Annotated in this window: 11 protein-coding genes and 2 riboswitches; of the genes, 2 read left to right on the top strand and 9 right to left on the bottom strand. The window is 61.2% G+C overall.

What is annotated here, in order from left to right; all coding sequences use genetic code 11:
* Nucleotides 1-225 precede the first annotated feature (225 nt).
* The 4 genes from ACNAZA_RS04490 to gcvT form a co-directional block, all read right to left on the bottom strand.
* Nucleotides 226-975 (bottom strand): sulfite exporter TauE/SafE family protein, encoded by a 750-nt coding sequence (locus ACNAZA_RS04490; RefSeq protein WP_415795243.1) that lies wholly within the window; start codon nucleotides 973-975, stop codon nucleotides 226-228.
* A 100-nt stretch (nucleotides 976-1,075) separates the two neighbouring features.
* On the bottom strand, nucleotides 1,076-3,979 hold the full coding sequence (gcvP, locus tag ACNAZA_RS04495) for an aminomethyl-transferring glycine dehydrogenase (protein WP_415795244.1): 2,904 nt from the start codon (nucleotides 3,977-3,979) through the stop codon (nucleotides 1,076-1,078).
* An 89-nt stretch (nucleotides 3,980-4,068) separates the two neighbouring features.
* Entirely contained in the window at nucleotides 4,069-4,443 is a 375-nt protein-coding gene (gcvH, locus tag ACNAZA_RS04500; RefSeq protein WP_120968102.1) for a glycine cleavage system protein GcvH, read from the bottom strand.
* Between the two features lie 130 nt (nucleotides 4,444-4,573).
* A complete protein-coding gene (gcvT, locus tag ACNAZA_RS04505; RefSeq protein WP_415795245.1) occupies nucleotides 4,574-5,707 on the bottom strand; it encodes a glycine cleavage system aminomethyltransferase GcvT in 1,134 nt (377 codons plus the stop codon).
* Between the two features lie 80 nt (nucleotides 5,708-5,787).
* A riboswitch (glycine riboswitch) is annotated at nucleotides 5,788-5,892 on the bottom strand.
* A gap of 25 nt (nucleotides 5,893-5,917) precedes the next feature.
* A riboswitch (glycine riboswitch) is annotated at nucleotides 5,918-6,033 on the bottom strand.
* A 433-nt stretch (nucleotides 6,034-6,466) separates the two neighbouring features.
* Here gcvT and ACNAZA_RS04510 point away from each other — a divergent pair.
* A complete protein-coding gene (locus ACNAZA_RS04510) occupies nucleotides 6,467-6,922 on the top strand; it encodes an Lrp/AsnC family transcriptional regulator (protein WP_415795246.1) in 456 nt (151 codons plus the stop codon).
* 126 nt (nucleotides 6,923-7,048) lie between these two features.
* Here ACNAZA_RS04510 and ACNAZA_RS04515 read toward each other — a convergent pair whose 3' ends face one another.
* From ACNAZA_RS04515 to ACNAZA_RS04535, 5 genes are all read right to left on the bottom strand, one after another.
* Nucleotides 7,049-8,524 (bottom strand): amino acid permease, encoded by a 1,476-nt coding sequence (locus ACNAZA_RS04515; RefSeq protein ID WP_415795247.1) that lies wholly within the window; start codon nucleotides 8,522-8,524, stop codon nucleotides 7,049-7,051.
* A gap of 538 nt (nucleotides 8,525-9,062) precedes the next feature.
* Complete coding sequence (locus ACNAZA_RS04520; RefSeq protein ID WP_120968096.1) at nucleotides 9,063-9,857, bottom strand: ABC transporter ATP-binding protein; 795 nt, start codon at nucleotides 9,855-9,857, stop codon at nucleotides 9,063-9,065.
* Between the two features lie 25 nt (nucleotides 9,858-9,882).
* The gene (locus ACNAZA_RS04525) at nucleotides 9,883-10,767 is read right to left on the bottom strand and encodes an ABC transporter permease (protein WP_415795248.1); all 885 of its coding nucleotides are present in this window, start codon (nucleotides 10,765-10,767) and stop codon (nucleotides 9,883-9,885) included.
* Between the two features lie 122 nt (nucleotides 10,768-10,889).
* Nucleotides 10,890-11,858, bottom strand: coding sequence for an ABC transporter substrate-binding protein (locus ACNAZA_RS04530; protein ID WP_415795249.1), 969 nt, complete (start codon nucleotides 11,856-11,858; stop codon nucleotides 10,890-10,892).
* A gap of 585 nt (nucleotides 11,859-12,443) precedes the next feature.
* Nucleotides 12,444-14,150 (bottom strand): electron transfer flavoprotein-ubiquinone oxidoreductase, encoded by a 1,707-nt coding sequence (locus ACNAZA_RS04535; protein ID WP_415795250.1) that lies wholly within the window; start codon nucleotides 14,148-14,150, stop codon nucleotides 12,444-12,446.
* A gap of 249 nt (nucleotides 14,151-14,399) precedes the next feature.
* Between ACNAZA_RS04535 and ACNAZA_RS04540 the strand changes: the two genes are divergently transcribed.
* A complete protein-coding gene (locus ACNAZA_RS04540; protein WP_415795251.1) occupies nucleotides 14,400-14,822 on the top strand; it encodes an acyl-CoA thioesterase in 423 nt (140 codons plus the stop codon).
* Nucleotides 14,823-14,841: the final 19 nt, after the last annotated feature.

Here is a 14,841-nt window from a genome sequence, read left to right on the forward strand (position 1 = left end):
GATGCGATGGAGGAAGATTCAGAACAGAGGGCCAGTGTAAGCGCTGGGCTACATGGGGGCGGCGGCATGGCTGGGGGTGAAAGCGCTGAAACCGACGGCCCCTCATTATTTGCGGGAGGCATCAGCTCTGACTTTTGATGCGCATCAAGCAGGGTGCATCTTAGTCACCGCCCGGAAAAGTGCAGGCCGTGGAAAACGGCGTATGTCTCCGGGGCCGGCCTGGGTTCACCGAATGCCCGAAGCCAGCATGGCCAGGCCGGCCAGGGTCAGTAACCCCAGCACCACCCGGCGAAACGCCTGGTCGCTGATGCGGTGGTAGAGCCGCCCGCCCCAGATGGAAGGCAGCAGCATGGCGGGCAGGGCCACGGCAAACAGCGGCAGCATGGAACTGCTGACCAGACCCGAGCCCAGATAGCTGGCAAAGGTGACGGCCAGCATGGTGAGGTTGAAGTTCTGGATGATCTGGCGCTGCGCATCCTTGGCCATGCCGCCGAGCTGGCACCACAGCGTGGGCACCACGCCGGAGAAACCTCCCAGCGCGCTCATGGCCCCGCCCGCCATACCGGCCAGTGCGTTGCTGACGGGGCGCAGTGGCCCTTGCATGTAGCGCCAGTCGCTCAAGCGGGGTAGCTTGTGCGCAAAAGCCATCAGCGGGCAAAACACCACCAGCAGCGTACCCAGCACGGTTTTGAAAAGCTGGACATCCAGCCGGGGCAGCAGCATCAACCCCAGCGGCAGGCCGGCCAGCCCGCCCAGCAGGAAAGGCCACAGCGCTCTCCAGCCAAACCCACGGCGCACGCTGAAGGCCTGAATGATCTGGCCGGTGAGTCCGCCAAACACGGCAAGCACGGCGGCCAAGGTCGGCTCCAGCGTCCAGGCCCAGAGCGCCATGGCAGTCATGCTGTAGCCGAAGCCGGACAGGCCTTGCACAAAGCCGGCCAATGCAGCGCCGATGATGATGACTATGATTTCCATAGCTTATAGCGTATATCCGGTAAAGGCTGCTGCAGGTTTTAGCATGAAAAACGGCCCGCATGGGCCGTTCTTTGGGTGAAAGCGTAATGCGTTCAGGTCATCAAGACTCGTAGTCTTCCACGGGCACGCAGCTGCAAAACAGGTTGCGATCGCCATAGACATTGTCCACGCGGCCTATGGGGCTCCAGTACTTGTTGCGGCGCAAGGCCGGCACCGGGTAGGCGGCCAGCTCGCGGCTGTAAGGGCGGCTCCACTCGCCGCTCAGCAGTGCTTCGGCCGTGTGGGGGGCGTTCTTGAGCGGGTTGTCGTCCTGGGGCAGGCGGCCGTCTTCAATCTGGCGGATTTCCTCGCGGATGGCGATCATCGCGTCAATGAAGCGCTCCAGCTCGAACAGGCTTTCGCTCTCGGTGGGCTCCACCATCAGCGTGTTGGGCACCGGGAAGGACAGCGTGGGTGCGTGAAAGCCGTAGTCGATCAGGCGCTTGGCCACGTCCTCGGCCATCACGCCGCTGCTTTCCTTGAGGCTGCGCAAATCCAGAATGCACTCGTGTGCCACATGGCCGTTGGCCGAGGCGTACAGCGTGGGGAAGTGATCCCGCAGGCGCGTGCTGATGTAGTTGGCGCTCAAGATCGCGGTTTCCGTCGCCGCCTTCAGACCGGACTCGCCCATCATGCGGATATACATCCAGCTGATAGGCAAGACTGCGGCATTGCCCAGCGGGGCCGCGCTGATGGCACCCACCTTGCGAGCGTCACCCGCCGTGGCATGGCCGGGCAGGAAAGGCACCAGATCTTCGACCACGCAGACCGGGCCCACGCCGGGGCCGCCACCGCCGTGAGGAATACAGAAGGTCTTGTGCAGATTCAGGTGGCTGACGTCGCCGCCGAACTCGCCGGGGGCCGCTACGCCGACCAGGGCATTCATATTGGCGCCGTCCACATAGACGCGGCCGCCGTGGCTGTGCACCAGCTCGCACAGCTCTTTGACCTGGGTCTCGAACACGCCATGCGTGCTGGGGTAGGTGATCATGATGCAGGACAGATTGGCGCTGTGCTGCTCGCATTTGGCCCTGAGATCGTCCATGTCCACATTGCCCTGCTCGTCGCAGTGGGTGACCACGACTTGCAGGCCCACCATTTGCGCGCTGGCCGGATTGGTGCCGTGGGCGCTGCTGGGAATCAGGCAGATGTTGCGGTGGGCCTCGCCACGGGACTCATGAAAGGCCTTGATGGCCAAGAGACCCGCGTATTCACCCTGGCTGCCCGCATTGGGCTGCAGGCTGATGCCCGCATAGCCCGTGGCCTGGCATAGCCAATCGCGCAGCTGCTGATCCAGCTCGGCATAGCCTTGCAGCTGGCTGGCGGGCGCAAACGGGTGCATGTTGGCGAACTCTGGCCAGGTGATGGGAATCATCTCGCTGGTGGCGTTGAGCTTCATGGTGCACGAGCCCAGTGGGATCATGGAGCGGTCCAGTGCCAGATCCTTGTCACTCAGGCTGCGGATATAGCGCAGCATGGCGGTTTCGGAATGGTGGGTGTTGAAGACCGGGTGCGTCAGATAGGGGCTGGTGCGCAGCTGCGATTCGGGAATCAGCGAGGGCCGGCCCTCGTCCATGGCCGCGATGCTGGGCAGGGGCTGGCCGTCCTTGGCGAAAATGCTCCAGATCAGTTCCACATCGGCGCGGGTCGTGGTCTCGTCCAGGCTGATGCAAAGATACTCATCCCAGGCTTTTCGGAGGTTTACGCCCTTGGATACTGCGCGGGCAGCTATGGAATTCGTAGCTTCCTTGGTGTGCAGGCTCAAGGTGTCGAACGCGGTGTCATGGTGGGTGGCCGCATAGCCCAGCTGCGCCAGGCCGCGGCTCAGAATGGCCGTGTAGCGCGCCACGCGCTGGGCGATGCGCTTGAGTCCTTCAGGGCCGTGGTAGACGGCATACATGCTGGCGATGACGGCGGGCAGCACCTGGGCCGTGCAGATGTTGGAAGTGGCTTTTTCGCGACGGATATGCTGCTCGCGCGTCTGCAAGGCCAGGCGGTAGGCGGGCTTGCCGTGCACATCCACGCTCACGCCGACCAGGCGGCCAGGCAGGGAGCGCTTGAATTCATCGCGGCAGGCCATGAAGGCGGCGTGCGGGCCGCCGGCACCCATGGGCATACCAAAGCGCTGGCTGTTGCCCACCACGATGTCCGCGCCCCATTCGCCGGGCGGCGTCAGCAGGGTCAGGGCCAGCAGATCGGTGGCGACGATGGCGGCCGCCTGTTTGGCGTGGATGGCTTCCACATCGGCTTTCCAGTCCGCAATCCAGCCGCTGGATGCTGGGTACTGGATGACGGCGGCGAACAAATCACCGGCCAGCGCCGCTTCCCATTCCTGCTGGCTGTTGGCGATCAGCACTTCGATGCCGATTGGCGCTGCGCGGGTCTGTATGACTTCAATGGTCTGCGGATGCAGATCACCGGCCAGCACGATGCGCTGGCTCTTGGACTTGACCGAGCGCCTGGCCAGGGTCATGGCTTCGGCGGCGGCCGTGGCTTCGTCCAGCATGGAGGCATTGGCAATCGGCATGCCGGTCAGATCGCAGACCATGGTCTGGAAGTTGACCAACGCTTCCATGCGGCCCTGGGAAATTTCGGCCTGGTAGGGGGTGTAGGCCGTGTACCAGGCGGGGTTCTCCAGAATATTGCGCAGGATGACGCCCGGCGTATGCGTGCCGTAATAGCCTTGGCCGATAAAGCTTTTGAGCACCTGGTTCTTGCCGGCGATGACCTTGAGCTCGGCCAGTGCAGCGGCTTCGGTGACGGGAGCCGGCAAATCCATGGGTTTGGCACGCGCAATGGCGCGCGGCACGATGGAGTTGATCAGCGCGGCACGTGAGGCCTCGCCAATCACGGAAAGCATCAGCGCTTCATCCGCGGCATCTATGCCTATGTGGCGGGGAATGAATTCACCGGGATTTTCCAGCGCTTCAAGGCTGGCAACGGGAGCGGGGGGCGACATCAGCATGGGAGGGACCTGTTCTCAAATACTGTGACTGACTGGGGGCGCAGGCAGAAAGAAAAACGGCCTTCGCAAAAGCGAAGGCCGTGGAAAAATCAATTGCTGGCAGCGAAGTCGTTATAGGCCGTCTCTTCCATCAGGCCTTCGAGCTCGCTGACATCGCTCATCTTCACCTTGAAGAACCAGCCGCTGTTCAAAGGGTCGCTGTTGGCCAGGGCGGGGTCGTCGCGCAGGGCTTCGTTGACTTCCACGATTTCGCCGGTCACGGGCATGTAGACATCGGCGGCGGCCTTGACGGATTCGACCACGCCAGCCACATCGCCAGCCTTGAAGGTGGACCCCACGGCGGGCAGGTCCACAAAGACCACGTCGCCCAGCGCATCCTGTGCGTGGACGGTGATGCCGACGATGGCTGCATTGGTGTCAGCCGTGTTGATCCATTCGTGTTCTTTGGAATATTTGATGCTCATGGAAAGCTCCAGATGGTGAATTCAGGGAAATCTGTGTTTTGAGAAAGGTCCAGCGCGCACTTTAGCGGCGTTCTGAGCACCGCCGGATGAATTGGCCTGCTCAAACAAGAGGCCGGGCCACGGCAGCGGTTCAGCCTCGGTAATAGTTCGTGGGCACAAACGGCGTGGCCGTGACCTTCATGGGCACGGGCTTGCCGCGCACCATGGCGAAGATCTCGGTATCCAGCGCCGCATAGTCGGGCTGCACATAGGCCAGCGCCACGGGCTGGTTGAGCGTGGGGCTGAGCAGGCCGCTGGTGATATGGCCGATATGCTGGCCGTCCATGTTCTCCAGCACCGCAGGCTCGCGCACGGGAATGCGCTCCAAGGCCAGCAGACCTACGCGCTTGCGCTGGAGCTGCTGCGGATTCTGTAGCTGTTCCAGCACGATGGAAGCACCGGGAAAACCGCCTTCACGCGCACCGCCGCTGCGGCGCACTTTTTGTATGGCCCAGTTCAGCGCCGCTTCCACCGGCGTGGTGGTTGTGTCTATATCGTTGCCGTAGAGGCAAAGACCGGCTTCCAGTCGCAGCGAGTTGCGTGCGCCCAGACCTATGGGGGCGACTTCGGACTGGGCCAGCAGCGTTTGGGCCAGGGCTTCGGCGCCGCCTGCAGGCACGGAAATTTCAAAGCCGTCCTCGCCGGTGTAGCCGCTGCGCGTGATGTAGAGCGCATGGCCTTGCCAGTCAAAATGGCCGCCGGTCATGAAGACCAGCTGGCTCACGCCGGATATCAGGCGCGCCAGCACCGTGACGGCCTGCGGGCCTTGCAGGGCCAGCAAAGCCTGATCGGGCAGGGGAATCACCTCGCAGCGCTGGCCTATGCGCGCCTGGATATGGGCGATGTCGGCCTGCTTGCAGGCACCGTTGACGATGACAAACAAATCGTCACCGCGGTTGACGAACATCAGATCGTCCAGAATGCCGCCTTGGTCATTGAGCAGCAGGCCGTAGCGCTGTTTGTGCACGCCGAGGTCTTGCACGTCCACGGGCATCAGCGTTTCCAGGGCGGCGGCAGCGTCGGCACCGCGCAGCAGCAGCTGGCCCATATGGGACACGTCAAACAGGCCGGCGGCCTTGCGGGTGTGCAGATGCTCGGCCATCAGCCCCTGGGGGTACTGCACGGGCATGGAATAGCCGGCAAAAGCCACCATGCGGGCGCCTAGCTGCTGGTGCAGGGCGAACAAAGGGGTGTGGCGCAGAGGTTGGTTGTCGGCGGCAGTCAAGGGGCAAGCTCCGGTGGTGAAACCAAATGAGTTGCCATGCCCGGCAATTGCAATAGATATCGCATTGCCTGGCGTGGCGGTCTTGCCCTGCTGTCCGCTTTACCTGAGAGATTCACTGCACGCGGGTGCAGCTTGCTCCTTCGGTGGGTGCTGCAAGCGCAGCACCTCTCTCCAGCAAGGAACGCTGTGGGCTGAGCTTCGCTCGCCCGTCAGCGCTTGTCAGTCCTTTTGCCTGAGCGTTCGGGTGCTGCATAAAGGCAGAGCCTGCGCCTTCGGCGGTGCGTTGCGGGTCAAACCCCGTGGGCACTCTCTCCTGACAGCAGGCATTCTAGCCGCCAGTTATTGCGTTGCAACATGGGGTTTGCGCGGGTTTGTACGAGGGTCGTGCATGCCGATCCGGCGGCGCTGGTTGCGAGATATGCGCATAAAAATCGCTTGAACTCCAATGAATAAAGGCGCAAGAAGCTATCAATTGCATAGTCTTCTCCGCGCTTTGCAACGCGGCCCAGAATGCGACAGGCCGCGCCACTGCGGATAAGTGGTGCGGCCTGGAACGGGTTCCGGTGGCGGATCAGACAATCTGGCGCTGACGGTAAACAGCGGGATCACTTGAATGGCTTTGCTGCGTTGGTGAACGCCGCTTCCATGGACTCAACTATGCATGTTGCAGTGCAGAAAAAGCTGCTTTGTTTTCTGCAGATATCGCTTTGCTACAGAAAATTTTGCTGCCAATGCTTAAAAAGCGATAAATTCAAGGCCATGGACACTTTGGATAAAAAGATTCTTGCTGCTTTGCAAGCCAATGCGCGGGCCAGCCTGCAGGAAATCGGCGCCGCCGTGGGCTTGAGCGCCTCTCCCTGCTGGGCACGCATCAAGAAAATGGAAGAAGCCGGCGTGATCGAGGGCTATACCGTGCGGCTCAATCCCCAGGCGCTGGGCCTGGCCGATTCGGTGCTGGTGATGGTGACGCTGGACAGTCACTCCGACAACACGCTGGAGAAATTCGGCGAAGTGCTGGCCACGATTCCCGAAGTGGTGGAGGCGCATCTGGTCTCGGGCGAATACGACTATCTGCTGCGCATTGTCGTCAAGGACACGCGTGACTACGAGCGTCTGCTGCGCGAGAAGCTCTACAAGATCAAGGGCATACGCCACAGCCAGTCCAGCTTTGTGCTGCGCACGCTGAAGCGGGCGGATTTGCCGCTGGGGGTCTGAAACCAAAGCCGCAACGCTTGGCGCGTTCTCTGCACCTTGCAGTCATGCGTCCGGAGGCTGGCAAAGCCGGCAAGAAAAAAGGCAGCGCCGTTGCCGGAGCTGCCTTGCTGCATGAAGGAGGCTGAATTAGCGCAGACCTTGCACGTCCATGTCTTTGTACTTCACGATGCGTGTGCCTTTGACCAGCTTGTAGCCCCACCAGATGATGAGGAACAGAGGCAGGCCGATATAGGTGGCAATCGCGCCCACCCAGTCGATCTTGTCGCTGAGGAAGTTCTCGTAGTTCTGGCCCAGGGTGATGATCAGGCACAGCACAAAGGCAAACACCGGGCCGAAGGGGAAGGCCGCTGCACGGTAGGGCAACTGGTTGAGGTCGAAGCCCTGTGCTTCGCAGCCCTTGCGAAAGCGGTAGTGGCTCACAGCAATACCGAGCCAGGCCACAAAGCCGCACATGCCCGAGAGATTGAGCAGCCAGATATAGACCGCCTTGGGGCTGAAGACATTGGTCAAAAAGCACAGGGCCGCGATCACCGTGGTGGCCAGCAAAGCCAGCACCGGCACGCCGCGTGCATTGACCTTGGCAAACATCTTGGGCGCCATGCCTTGGGTGGCCAGGGCATAAAGCATGCGGGTGGAGGCATACATGCCCGAGTTGCCGGCCGACAGCACCGAGGTCAGCACCACGGCATTCATGACGGCAGCTGCCGACAGCAGGCCGGCGCGTTCGAACACCAAGGTGAAGGGGCTGACGGCGATATCGCCCAGGTTGTTGCGCAGCAGCTTGGGATCGGTATAGGGGATCAGCAGACCGATGATCAGGATGGCGAAGACATAGAACAGCAAAATGCGCCAGAACACCTTGCGCACGGCGCGCGGCACGTTCTTGGCCGGGTCTTCGGATTCACCGGCGGCAATGCCGATCAGCTCCGTGCCCTGGAAGGAAAAGCCCACCACCATGGCCACGCCGATCAGCGCGGCAAAGCCGCCGACAAAGGGTGCGTCACCGGCGGTGAAATTGGCGATACCGCCCCAGAGGCCGTCGGGCGAGCCGCCTTGCATAATGCCGAAGATCATCATCACGCCCACGGCGATGAAGACCAGCACGGTGGCGACCTTTATGGCCGCAAACCAGAACTCGGATTCACCAAAGCCTCTGGCCGACAAGGCGTTGAGGCCGAACATCAGGGCCAGGAACAGGGCGCTCCAGATAAAGCCGTCGATGCCGGGGAACCAGTAGGCCATCACCAGCTGCGCAGCCACCAGGTCCACGGCAATGGTCACGGCCCAGTTGTACCAGTAGTTCCAGCCCAGAGCGAAGCCAAAGCCTTCGTCCACGTATTTGGCGCCATAGGTGGCAAACGAGCCCGACACCGGCATGTGCGAGGCCATCTCGCCCAGGCTGGTCATCAGAAAGTAAACCATCAGGCCGACAATCATGTAGGCCAGCAAGGCGCCACCAGGGCCGGCTTGCGAGATGGTGGCGCCCGAGGCCACGAAAAGCCCCGTGCCGATGGAGCCGCCAATGGCGATCATCGACATATGGCGCGCCTTGAGGGAACGGTGCAAGCCACCGTCTTCAGTTTTTGCTTGGCTATCGCTCATGAAAGATTTGTGTTTTTAGCAGGGCGTGCCGCCCAGGATGATCAGGCCGCGCGGGCCTGTGCCATGGCATGCATTGTGCTTAGCCGATGCCGCAAGGCATCCAGGTATCAAGGTGGTCAGCGCGATCGGCGATGACATGCATCGCCCTCAGCGGCTACCGACAGGGTGCAGATTGTGAGCGATTTACGCGCCCGGTGCAGGCGCTGTTGCGCGGTCCGGGCGTGGCGTGCTGCGATCGAGCCTCTGATATTTGCCTAAGTATTTGATTGTTATGGAGTTTTCTGTCTGTTTTTGCCGCTGGCGGAACGTTTGAAGCCTCTAGTCAAATCGTCATTTACGACATAAAAACCAACGACGGATAGGGGTTTCGTCGTGCATTCCAAACTGCTGTTTGGGCGATTGATATGCTCTTATCGTCGAAAAAAATAGCTATATCGTCATTATCAATGGCTGATTAATCATGTTTAGATAAAGAAAAAGCTGCCAACGCCTTGTATATAAGCGCTGGCAGCTTCTGTTTTTATAGCAAGTTGGCGACTCAGCTCAGCAGCAGTGCATCGTCGGCCAGCTTTTCGCCGCGCACCTTCTCGAACATGCGCAGCAGATCGGGCACATCCATCTTGGAGCGCTCTTCTCCGCTGACGTCCAGCACCACCTGGCCCTGGTGCAGCATCACGGTACGCGTGCCCACATCCAGCGCCTGGCGCATGCTGTGCGTGACCATCATGGTGGTCAGCTTGGCTTCCTGCACGATGCGCGCGGTCAGCTGCAGCACAAAGTCTGCGGTGCGCGGATCCAGCGCCGCCGTGTGTTCGTCCAGCAGCAAGATGCGCGAGGGCTGCAGTGCCGCCATCAGCAGACTCACGGCCTGGCGCTGGCCGCCCGAAAGCAGGCCGATGCGGTCGGTCAGGCGCTTTTCCAGGCCCAGGCCCAGGGTGGACAGGCGTTCGCGGTACAGGTCGCGGTTGCTGGCCTTGACGGCTTTGGACAGACCGCGGAAATTGCCGCGTTCATGGGCCAAGGCCATGTTCTCTTCGATGGACAGGTCTTCGCAGGTGCCCGCCATGGGGTCCTGGAACACGCGGGCCACCTGCTTGGAGCGCGACCACACGGGCATGCGCGTCATGTCGATGCCGGCAATCTCGATCTTGCCCTTGTCTACGCTCTGGTCGCCGGAGACGCAGTTGAGAAAAGTGGATTTTCCCGCGCCATTGGAGCCGATCACGGTGACGAATTGGCCTTCGGGAATGCTCAGCGACAGGCCGCGCAGCGCGCGGGTTTCAATGGGCGTGCCGGGGTTGAAGGTGAGTTCCAGGTTTTGTGCATTCAGCATGGTGTTCTCCGCATTTCCTTGGTTCTTATTTGCGCTTGCCGAGTTTTTTCTTGATTTGCGGAATGATCAGAGCGATGGTCACCAGCACGGCAGTGACGAGGTTCAAATCTTGGGCCTTGAGGCCGATGGCGTCGATGTTCAGCGCCGCTGCAATGAAGAAGCGGTAGACGATGGCACCAATCACCACGGCCAGCGTGGCCCAGATGATTTTGCGCGAGGGCAGGATGCTTTCGCCCACGATCACGGCCGCCAGACCGATGACGATGGTGCCGATGCCCATGGAGATGTCGGAGCCGCCCTGGGTCTGCACGAACAAGGCACCCGCCAGACCAACCAGGCCGTTGGAAATCGCCATGCCCAGCAAAATCATGGCGCCGGTGTTCACGCCTTGGGAGCGGGCCATTCGGGCGTTGGAGCCGGTGGAGCGAATCGCCAGACCGCGCTCGGTGGCGAAGAACCAGTCCAGAGCCAGCTTGGCCACGATGACAAAGCCCGTCAGGATGATGGGGCGCATCACATAGTCTTCGATATTGTCCGGCTGCAGCATGGTGAACAGCGTGGGCTCGTTGATCAGCGGCACGTTGGGGCCGCCCATGACGCGCAGATTGATGGAGTACAGACCGATCATCATCAGGATGGAGGCCAGCAGATCCATGATCTTGAGCTTGACGTTGAGCCAGCCGGTGATGAAGCCTGCCAGCGCGCCCGCAGCCGTGCCGGCCAGCGTGGCCAGCCAGGGATTGGTGCCGTGGGCGATCAGGATGGCGCAGACGGCGCCGCCCAGGGGAAAGCTGCCGTCGACCGTCAGGTCGGGAAAGCGCAGCAAACGAAAGGAGATGAAGACGCCCAGCGCCACCAGGCTGAAAATCAGGCCGATCTCAATCGCGCCGAGAATGGAAAATAAAGACATAGAGAGAGCGACAGGCGCGACAAACGTCTAAAAAAATCGGCAGGGCCATGTTAGCCATGGCGCCTGCCGCTGCGCTGGCGCTGCGGGCCCGATAGGCTGCAGCGCAAGTCACAGACCGGGGATTACTTGACCACGGTGGCCGCAGACTTGACCAAAGTCTCGGACAGCTTCACGCCCTGCTTTTCAGCAGCGCCGGGGTTCACGAACAGTTCCATCTTGGTGCTGACTTCAGGCTTGATATCGCCGGCTTTCTCGCCCTTGAGGATGCGCACGACCATGCGGCCGGTCTGCTCGCCCAGATCGCGGTAGTTGATGCCGTAGGCGGCCACGGCGCCGCGCTTGACGGAGTCGGTGTCAGAGGCGACCAGAGGAATCTTGGCGTCCTGACCCACCTTGACCAGCGACTCGTAGGCCGAGACCACGTTGTTGTCGGTGTTGGTATAGATCACGTCCACCTTGCCCACCAGCGAGCGAGCGGCGCTGGAGACGTCCACCGAGCGGGGAGCGGCGGCGGTGACCAGGGTCCAGCCCAGCTTGGGCAGCAGAGCCTGCAGCTCCTTCACGACCACGGCGGAATTGGCTTCACCGGGGTTGTAGACCATGCCGATGCGCTTGGCATTGGGCACGACCTGCTTGACCAGATCCATCTGCTTGTCCAGTGCCAGTAGATCGGACACGCCGGTCACGTTGTTCTTGGACGGTGCCCAGCTGGGAACCAGCTTGGCGGCCACGGGGTCCGTCACGGCGGAGAACACCACGGGCACGGTCTTGGTGGAGGCAATCACGGCCTGGGCCGAAGGCGTGGCAATGGCGACGATGGCATCGGGATTGTCACCCACGAACTTGCGGGCAATCTGGGCGGCGGTGCCGGTGTTGCCCTGAGCGCTCTGGTATTGCCACTTCAGGTTCTTGCCGTCTTCATAGCCTGCGGCCTTCAGCGCATCTTTCACACCGTCGCGCACGGCATCCAGCGCGGGGTGCTCGACGATGGCGGTCACTGCCACCGACTTGGTATCGGCCGCGTAGGCACCGGTGATGGTGGAAATGGCCAAGGCCACGGCACCCAGACGGGCCCAAGACTGCTGCTTCATGTGTATCTCCAGCGTTTGTTATGTGTTCCAGATGGTGTGTAAGACGGCCGGGTTGTAGCCTCAGCGCCTTGCGGCAAAGTCTACTGCACACATCTGCTTGTCTCGTTGTTCCTCTTAACCCGGTTTACACCTAGACGGCAATCGCCAAAAAATGACATGAAAGCTGCATGAAATGAAAACTGACGGTGTTAATCGTGCAGTAATTTATGAAAAACGACTGCAGGTTTGCGTCGTGTGGGCTTTGTTTTAGCGCTTCTGCTGCACTTTTCCTGCGTTGTGCTGCTCGAGGGCGGCTTGAGGTTCTCGAATTGCACGAATTTTGAGCAGGCGCAAGCCGCCGGCCCAGGCGTCTCAGGGGCTGCTGCGCTGGCGGAAATCGGGCTCCGGACGAGCCGGTGTGCGGCGCAAGCTAGGGTTTGTCTGGATTCCAGCCAGAATGTCAGAGCTTGCTTCTATTTTTATAGCTTTTGACGCAGCTGTCATATGGTCTAGCCATGAAAAAAGCCTGCAATGCAGAGCATTGGCAGGCTTTGGCGGGATTTTGGCTGCGGCCGGGCGAGTCGGCCCGTCCCGGCATGCGCTGGCTTACATGCCCGAGTAGTTCGGGCCGCCGCCGCCTTCAGGCGTGACCCAGACGATGTTCTGGGTCGGATCCTTGATGTCGCAGGTCTTGCAGTGCACGCAGTTTTGCGCGTTGATCTGCAGGCGCTGGGCGTCGCCGCCCTTGTCCACATCGGCCACAAACTCATAGACGCCGGCAGGGCAGTAGCGCGACTCTGGGCCTGCGTACTTGACCAGGTTGATGCTCACGGGCACCGAGGCGTCCTTGAGCGTCAGGTGAGCCGGCTGGTCTTCGCCGTGGTTGGTGTTGCTGATGAAGACGCTGGAGAGGCGGTCAAAAGTCAGCTTGCCATCGGGCTTGGGGTAGTTGATGGGAGTGCACTCGGCCGCAGGCTTGAGGTAGGCGTGATCGGGCTTGTCGCGGTGCAGCGTCCAGGGGATGTTGCCCTTGAGCACGAATTGCTCGAAGCCGTTCATGATGGTGGCCGTGGTCAGGCCCTTCTTGAACCAGGCCTTGAAGTTGCGGGCCTTGTACAGCTCGTCGTACAGCCAGCTGTTCTCGAACGCGGTTTCGTATGCGCTCAACACGTCGCCCTGGCGGCCGCCGGTCACGGCTTCGTAGATGGCGTCGGCGGCCATCATGCCGGTCTTGATGGCTGCGTGGCTGCCCTTGATGCGGCTGACGTTGAGGAAACCTGCATCGCAGCCCACCAGCGCGCCGCCGGGGAAGACGAACTTGGGCAGGCTGGAGATGCCGCCGGCCGTGATGGCGCGGGCACCGTAGGAGATGCGCTTGGCCGGCTTGATGCCGTTGGCCTCGTCACCTTCCAGGTAGTAGCGGATGTTGGGATGCGTCTTCCAGCGCTGCATTTCCTCGAAGGGAGACAGGTAGGGGTTGGCATAGTCCAGGCCGGTGATGAAGCCCAGGGTGACCAGATTGTCTTCCAGGTGATAGAGGAAGGCGCCTCCATAGGTCTTGCTGTCCATGGGCCAGCCGGCGGTGTGCAGCACCATGCCGGGCTTGTGGCGCTTGGGATCGATTTCCCACAGTTCCTTGATGCCCAGGCCGTAGGTCTGCGGGTCCTTGCCTGCATCGAGCTGGTATTTGGCAATGATTTGCTTGCCCAGATGACCGCGTGCACCTTCGGCAAACACGGTGTACTTGCCGTGCAGCTCCATGCCCAGCTGGAAGTCGCCTGTGGGCTCGCCATCCTTGCCTACGCCCATATTGCCGGTGGCCACGCCCTTGACGGAGCCGTCTTCGTTGTAGAGCACTTCGGCAGCGGCAAAGCCGGGGAAGATTTCCACGCCCAGGGCTTCGGCCTGTTCAGCCAGCCACTTGCTGAAAAAGCCCAGGCGCACGATGTAGTTGCCTTCGTTGTGAAAGCACTTGGGCAGCAGCCAGTTGGGGGTGCGCAGCGAGCTTTTTTCACCCAGGAAGACCATGGCGTCTTCGGTCACGGCCTGGTTCAGCGGCGCGCCTTTTTCCTTCCAGTCGGGGATCAGCTCGGTCAGCGCGCGCGGGTCCATGATGGCGCCCGACAAGGTATGAGCGCCGGGCTCCGAGCCTTTTTCCAGCACCACAACGGAAATGTCCTGGCCTTTTTCGGCTGCCAGCTGTTTGAGACGGATGGCCGTGGCCAGGCCGCCGGGGCCGCCGCCAACCACCACCACGTCATATTCCATGGCCTCACGCGGACCGAACTGGGCCAGGATTTCTTCGTTTGTCATCGGGAGTGTCTCGCTTGAATAATGAATCAGAAAATTGGCGGACGCGGCCTTGTCAATCTGTCGTCGCAAATGCCGCAATGCGGGCGATTCTATGTCGGTCTTTCCACATAAGGATGCGGATTAGGTGACAGCGCAAAACTACGTATTGCGGCAGAGTTGCTAGATTAGAGGGCGTATCGCCCGCTGCCATACCCCAAAACAACTAGCGCGCCAGGACGGGACCGAGGCGCAATGCAAGGAGACTGCTGCATGAAGATCGAGCTGCCGGAGCAGAAAAAACAGGTGTTCGAGATGCGGTTTCCTGTGCGCTGGGGCGATATGGATGCCATGGGCCATGTGAACAACACGGTGTATTTTCGCTACATGGAGACGGCTCGCATCGACTGGATGGCCAGCGCCGGAATCGATCCCGATCCGCAAGGCCAGGGGCCGGTCATCGTCAACGCCTTCTGCAACTTCTATCAGCAGCTGGCTTATCCGGACGAGGTGCTGCTTAAACTCTTCGTTAGCGACCCCGGGCGAGCCACCTTCGAGAGCTGGGCCACCATGGAGCGTCTCAGTGCGCCGGGCGTGATCTGCGCAGCCGGAGGCGGTACCGTGATCTGGGTGGATTTTCCCCAGCAAAAAGCGGCGGATCTGCCGGACTGGATACGCAAGCTGGTGATGGTTTGATGTTCGGAATTCCGGACAC

Source organism: Comamonas aquatilis, assembly GCF_965139575.1.
Lineage (GTDB): Bacteria > Pseudomonadota > Gammaproteobacteria > Burkholderiales > Burkholderiaceae_C > Comamonas > Comamonas aquatilis.

Coding starts and splice junctions, on each gene's coding strand:
- ACNAZA_RS04530 (WP_415795249.1), bottom strand. CDS start 11,858: ATGAAGCAGCAGTCTTGGGCCCGTCTGGGTGCCGTGGCCTTGGCCATT.
- gcvH (WP_120968102.1), bottom strand. CDS start 4,443: ATGAGCATCAAATATTCCAAAGAACACGAATGGATCAACACGGCTGAC.
- ACNAZA_RS04535 (WP_415795250.1), bottom strand. CDS start 14,150: ATGACAAACGAAGAAATCCTGGCCCAGTTCGGTCCGCGTGAGGCCATG.
- ACNAZA_RS04515 (WP_415795247.1), bottom strand. CDS start 8,524: ATGAGCGATAGCCAAGCAAAAACTGAAGACGGTGGCTTGCACCGTTCC.
- gcvP (WP_415795244.1), bottom strand. CDS start 3,979: ATGCTGATGTCGCCCCCCGCTCCCGTTGCCAGCCTTGAAGCGCTGGAA.
- ACNAZA_RS04540 (WP_415795251.1), top strand. CDS start 14,400: ATGAAGATCGAGCTGCCGGAGCAGAAAAAACAGGTGTTCGAGATGCGG.
- ACNAZA_RS04510 (WP_415795246.1), top strand. CDS start 6,467: ATGGACACTTTGGATAAAAAGATTCTTGCTGCTTTGCAAGCCAATGCG.
- ACNAZA_RS04490 (WP_415795243.1), bottom strand. CDS start 975: ATGGAAATCATAGTCATCATCATCGGCGCTGCATTGGCCGGCTTTGTG.
- ACNAZA_RS04525 (WP_415795248.1), bottom strand. CDS start 10,767: ATGTCTTTATTTTCCATTCTCGGCGCGATTGAGATCGGCCTGATTTTC.
- ACNAZA_RS04520 (WP_120968096.1), bottom strand. CDS start 9,857: ATGCTGAATGCACAAAACCTGGAACTCACCTTCAACCCCGGCACGCCC.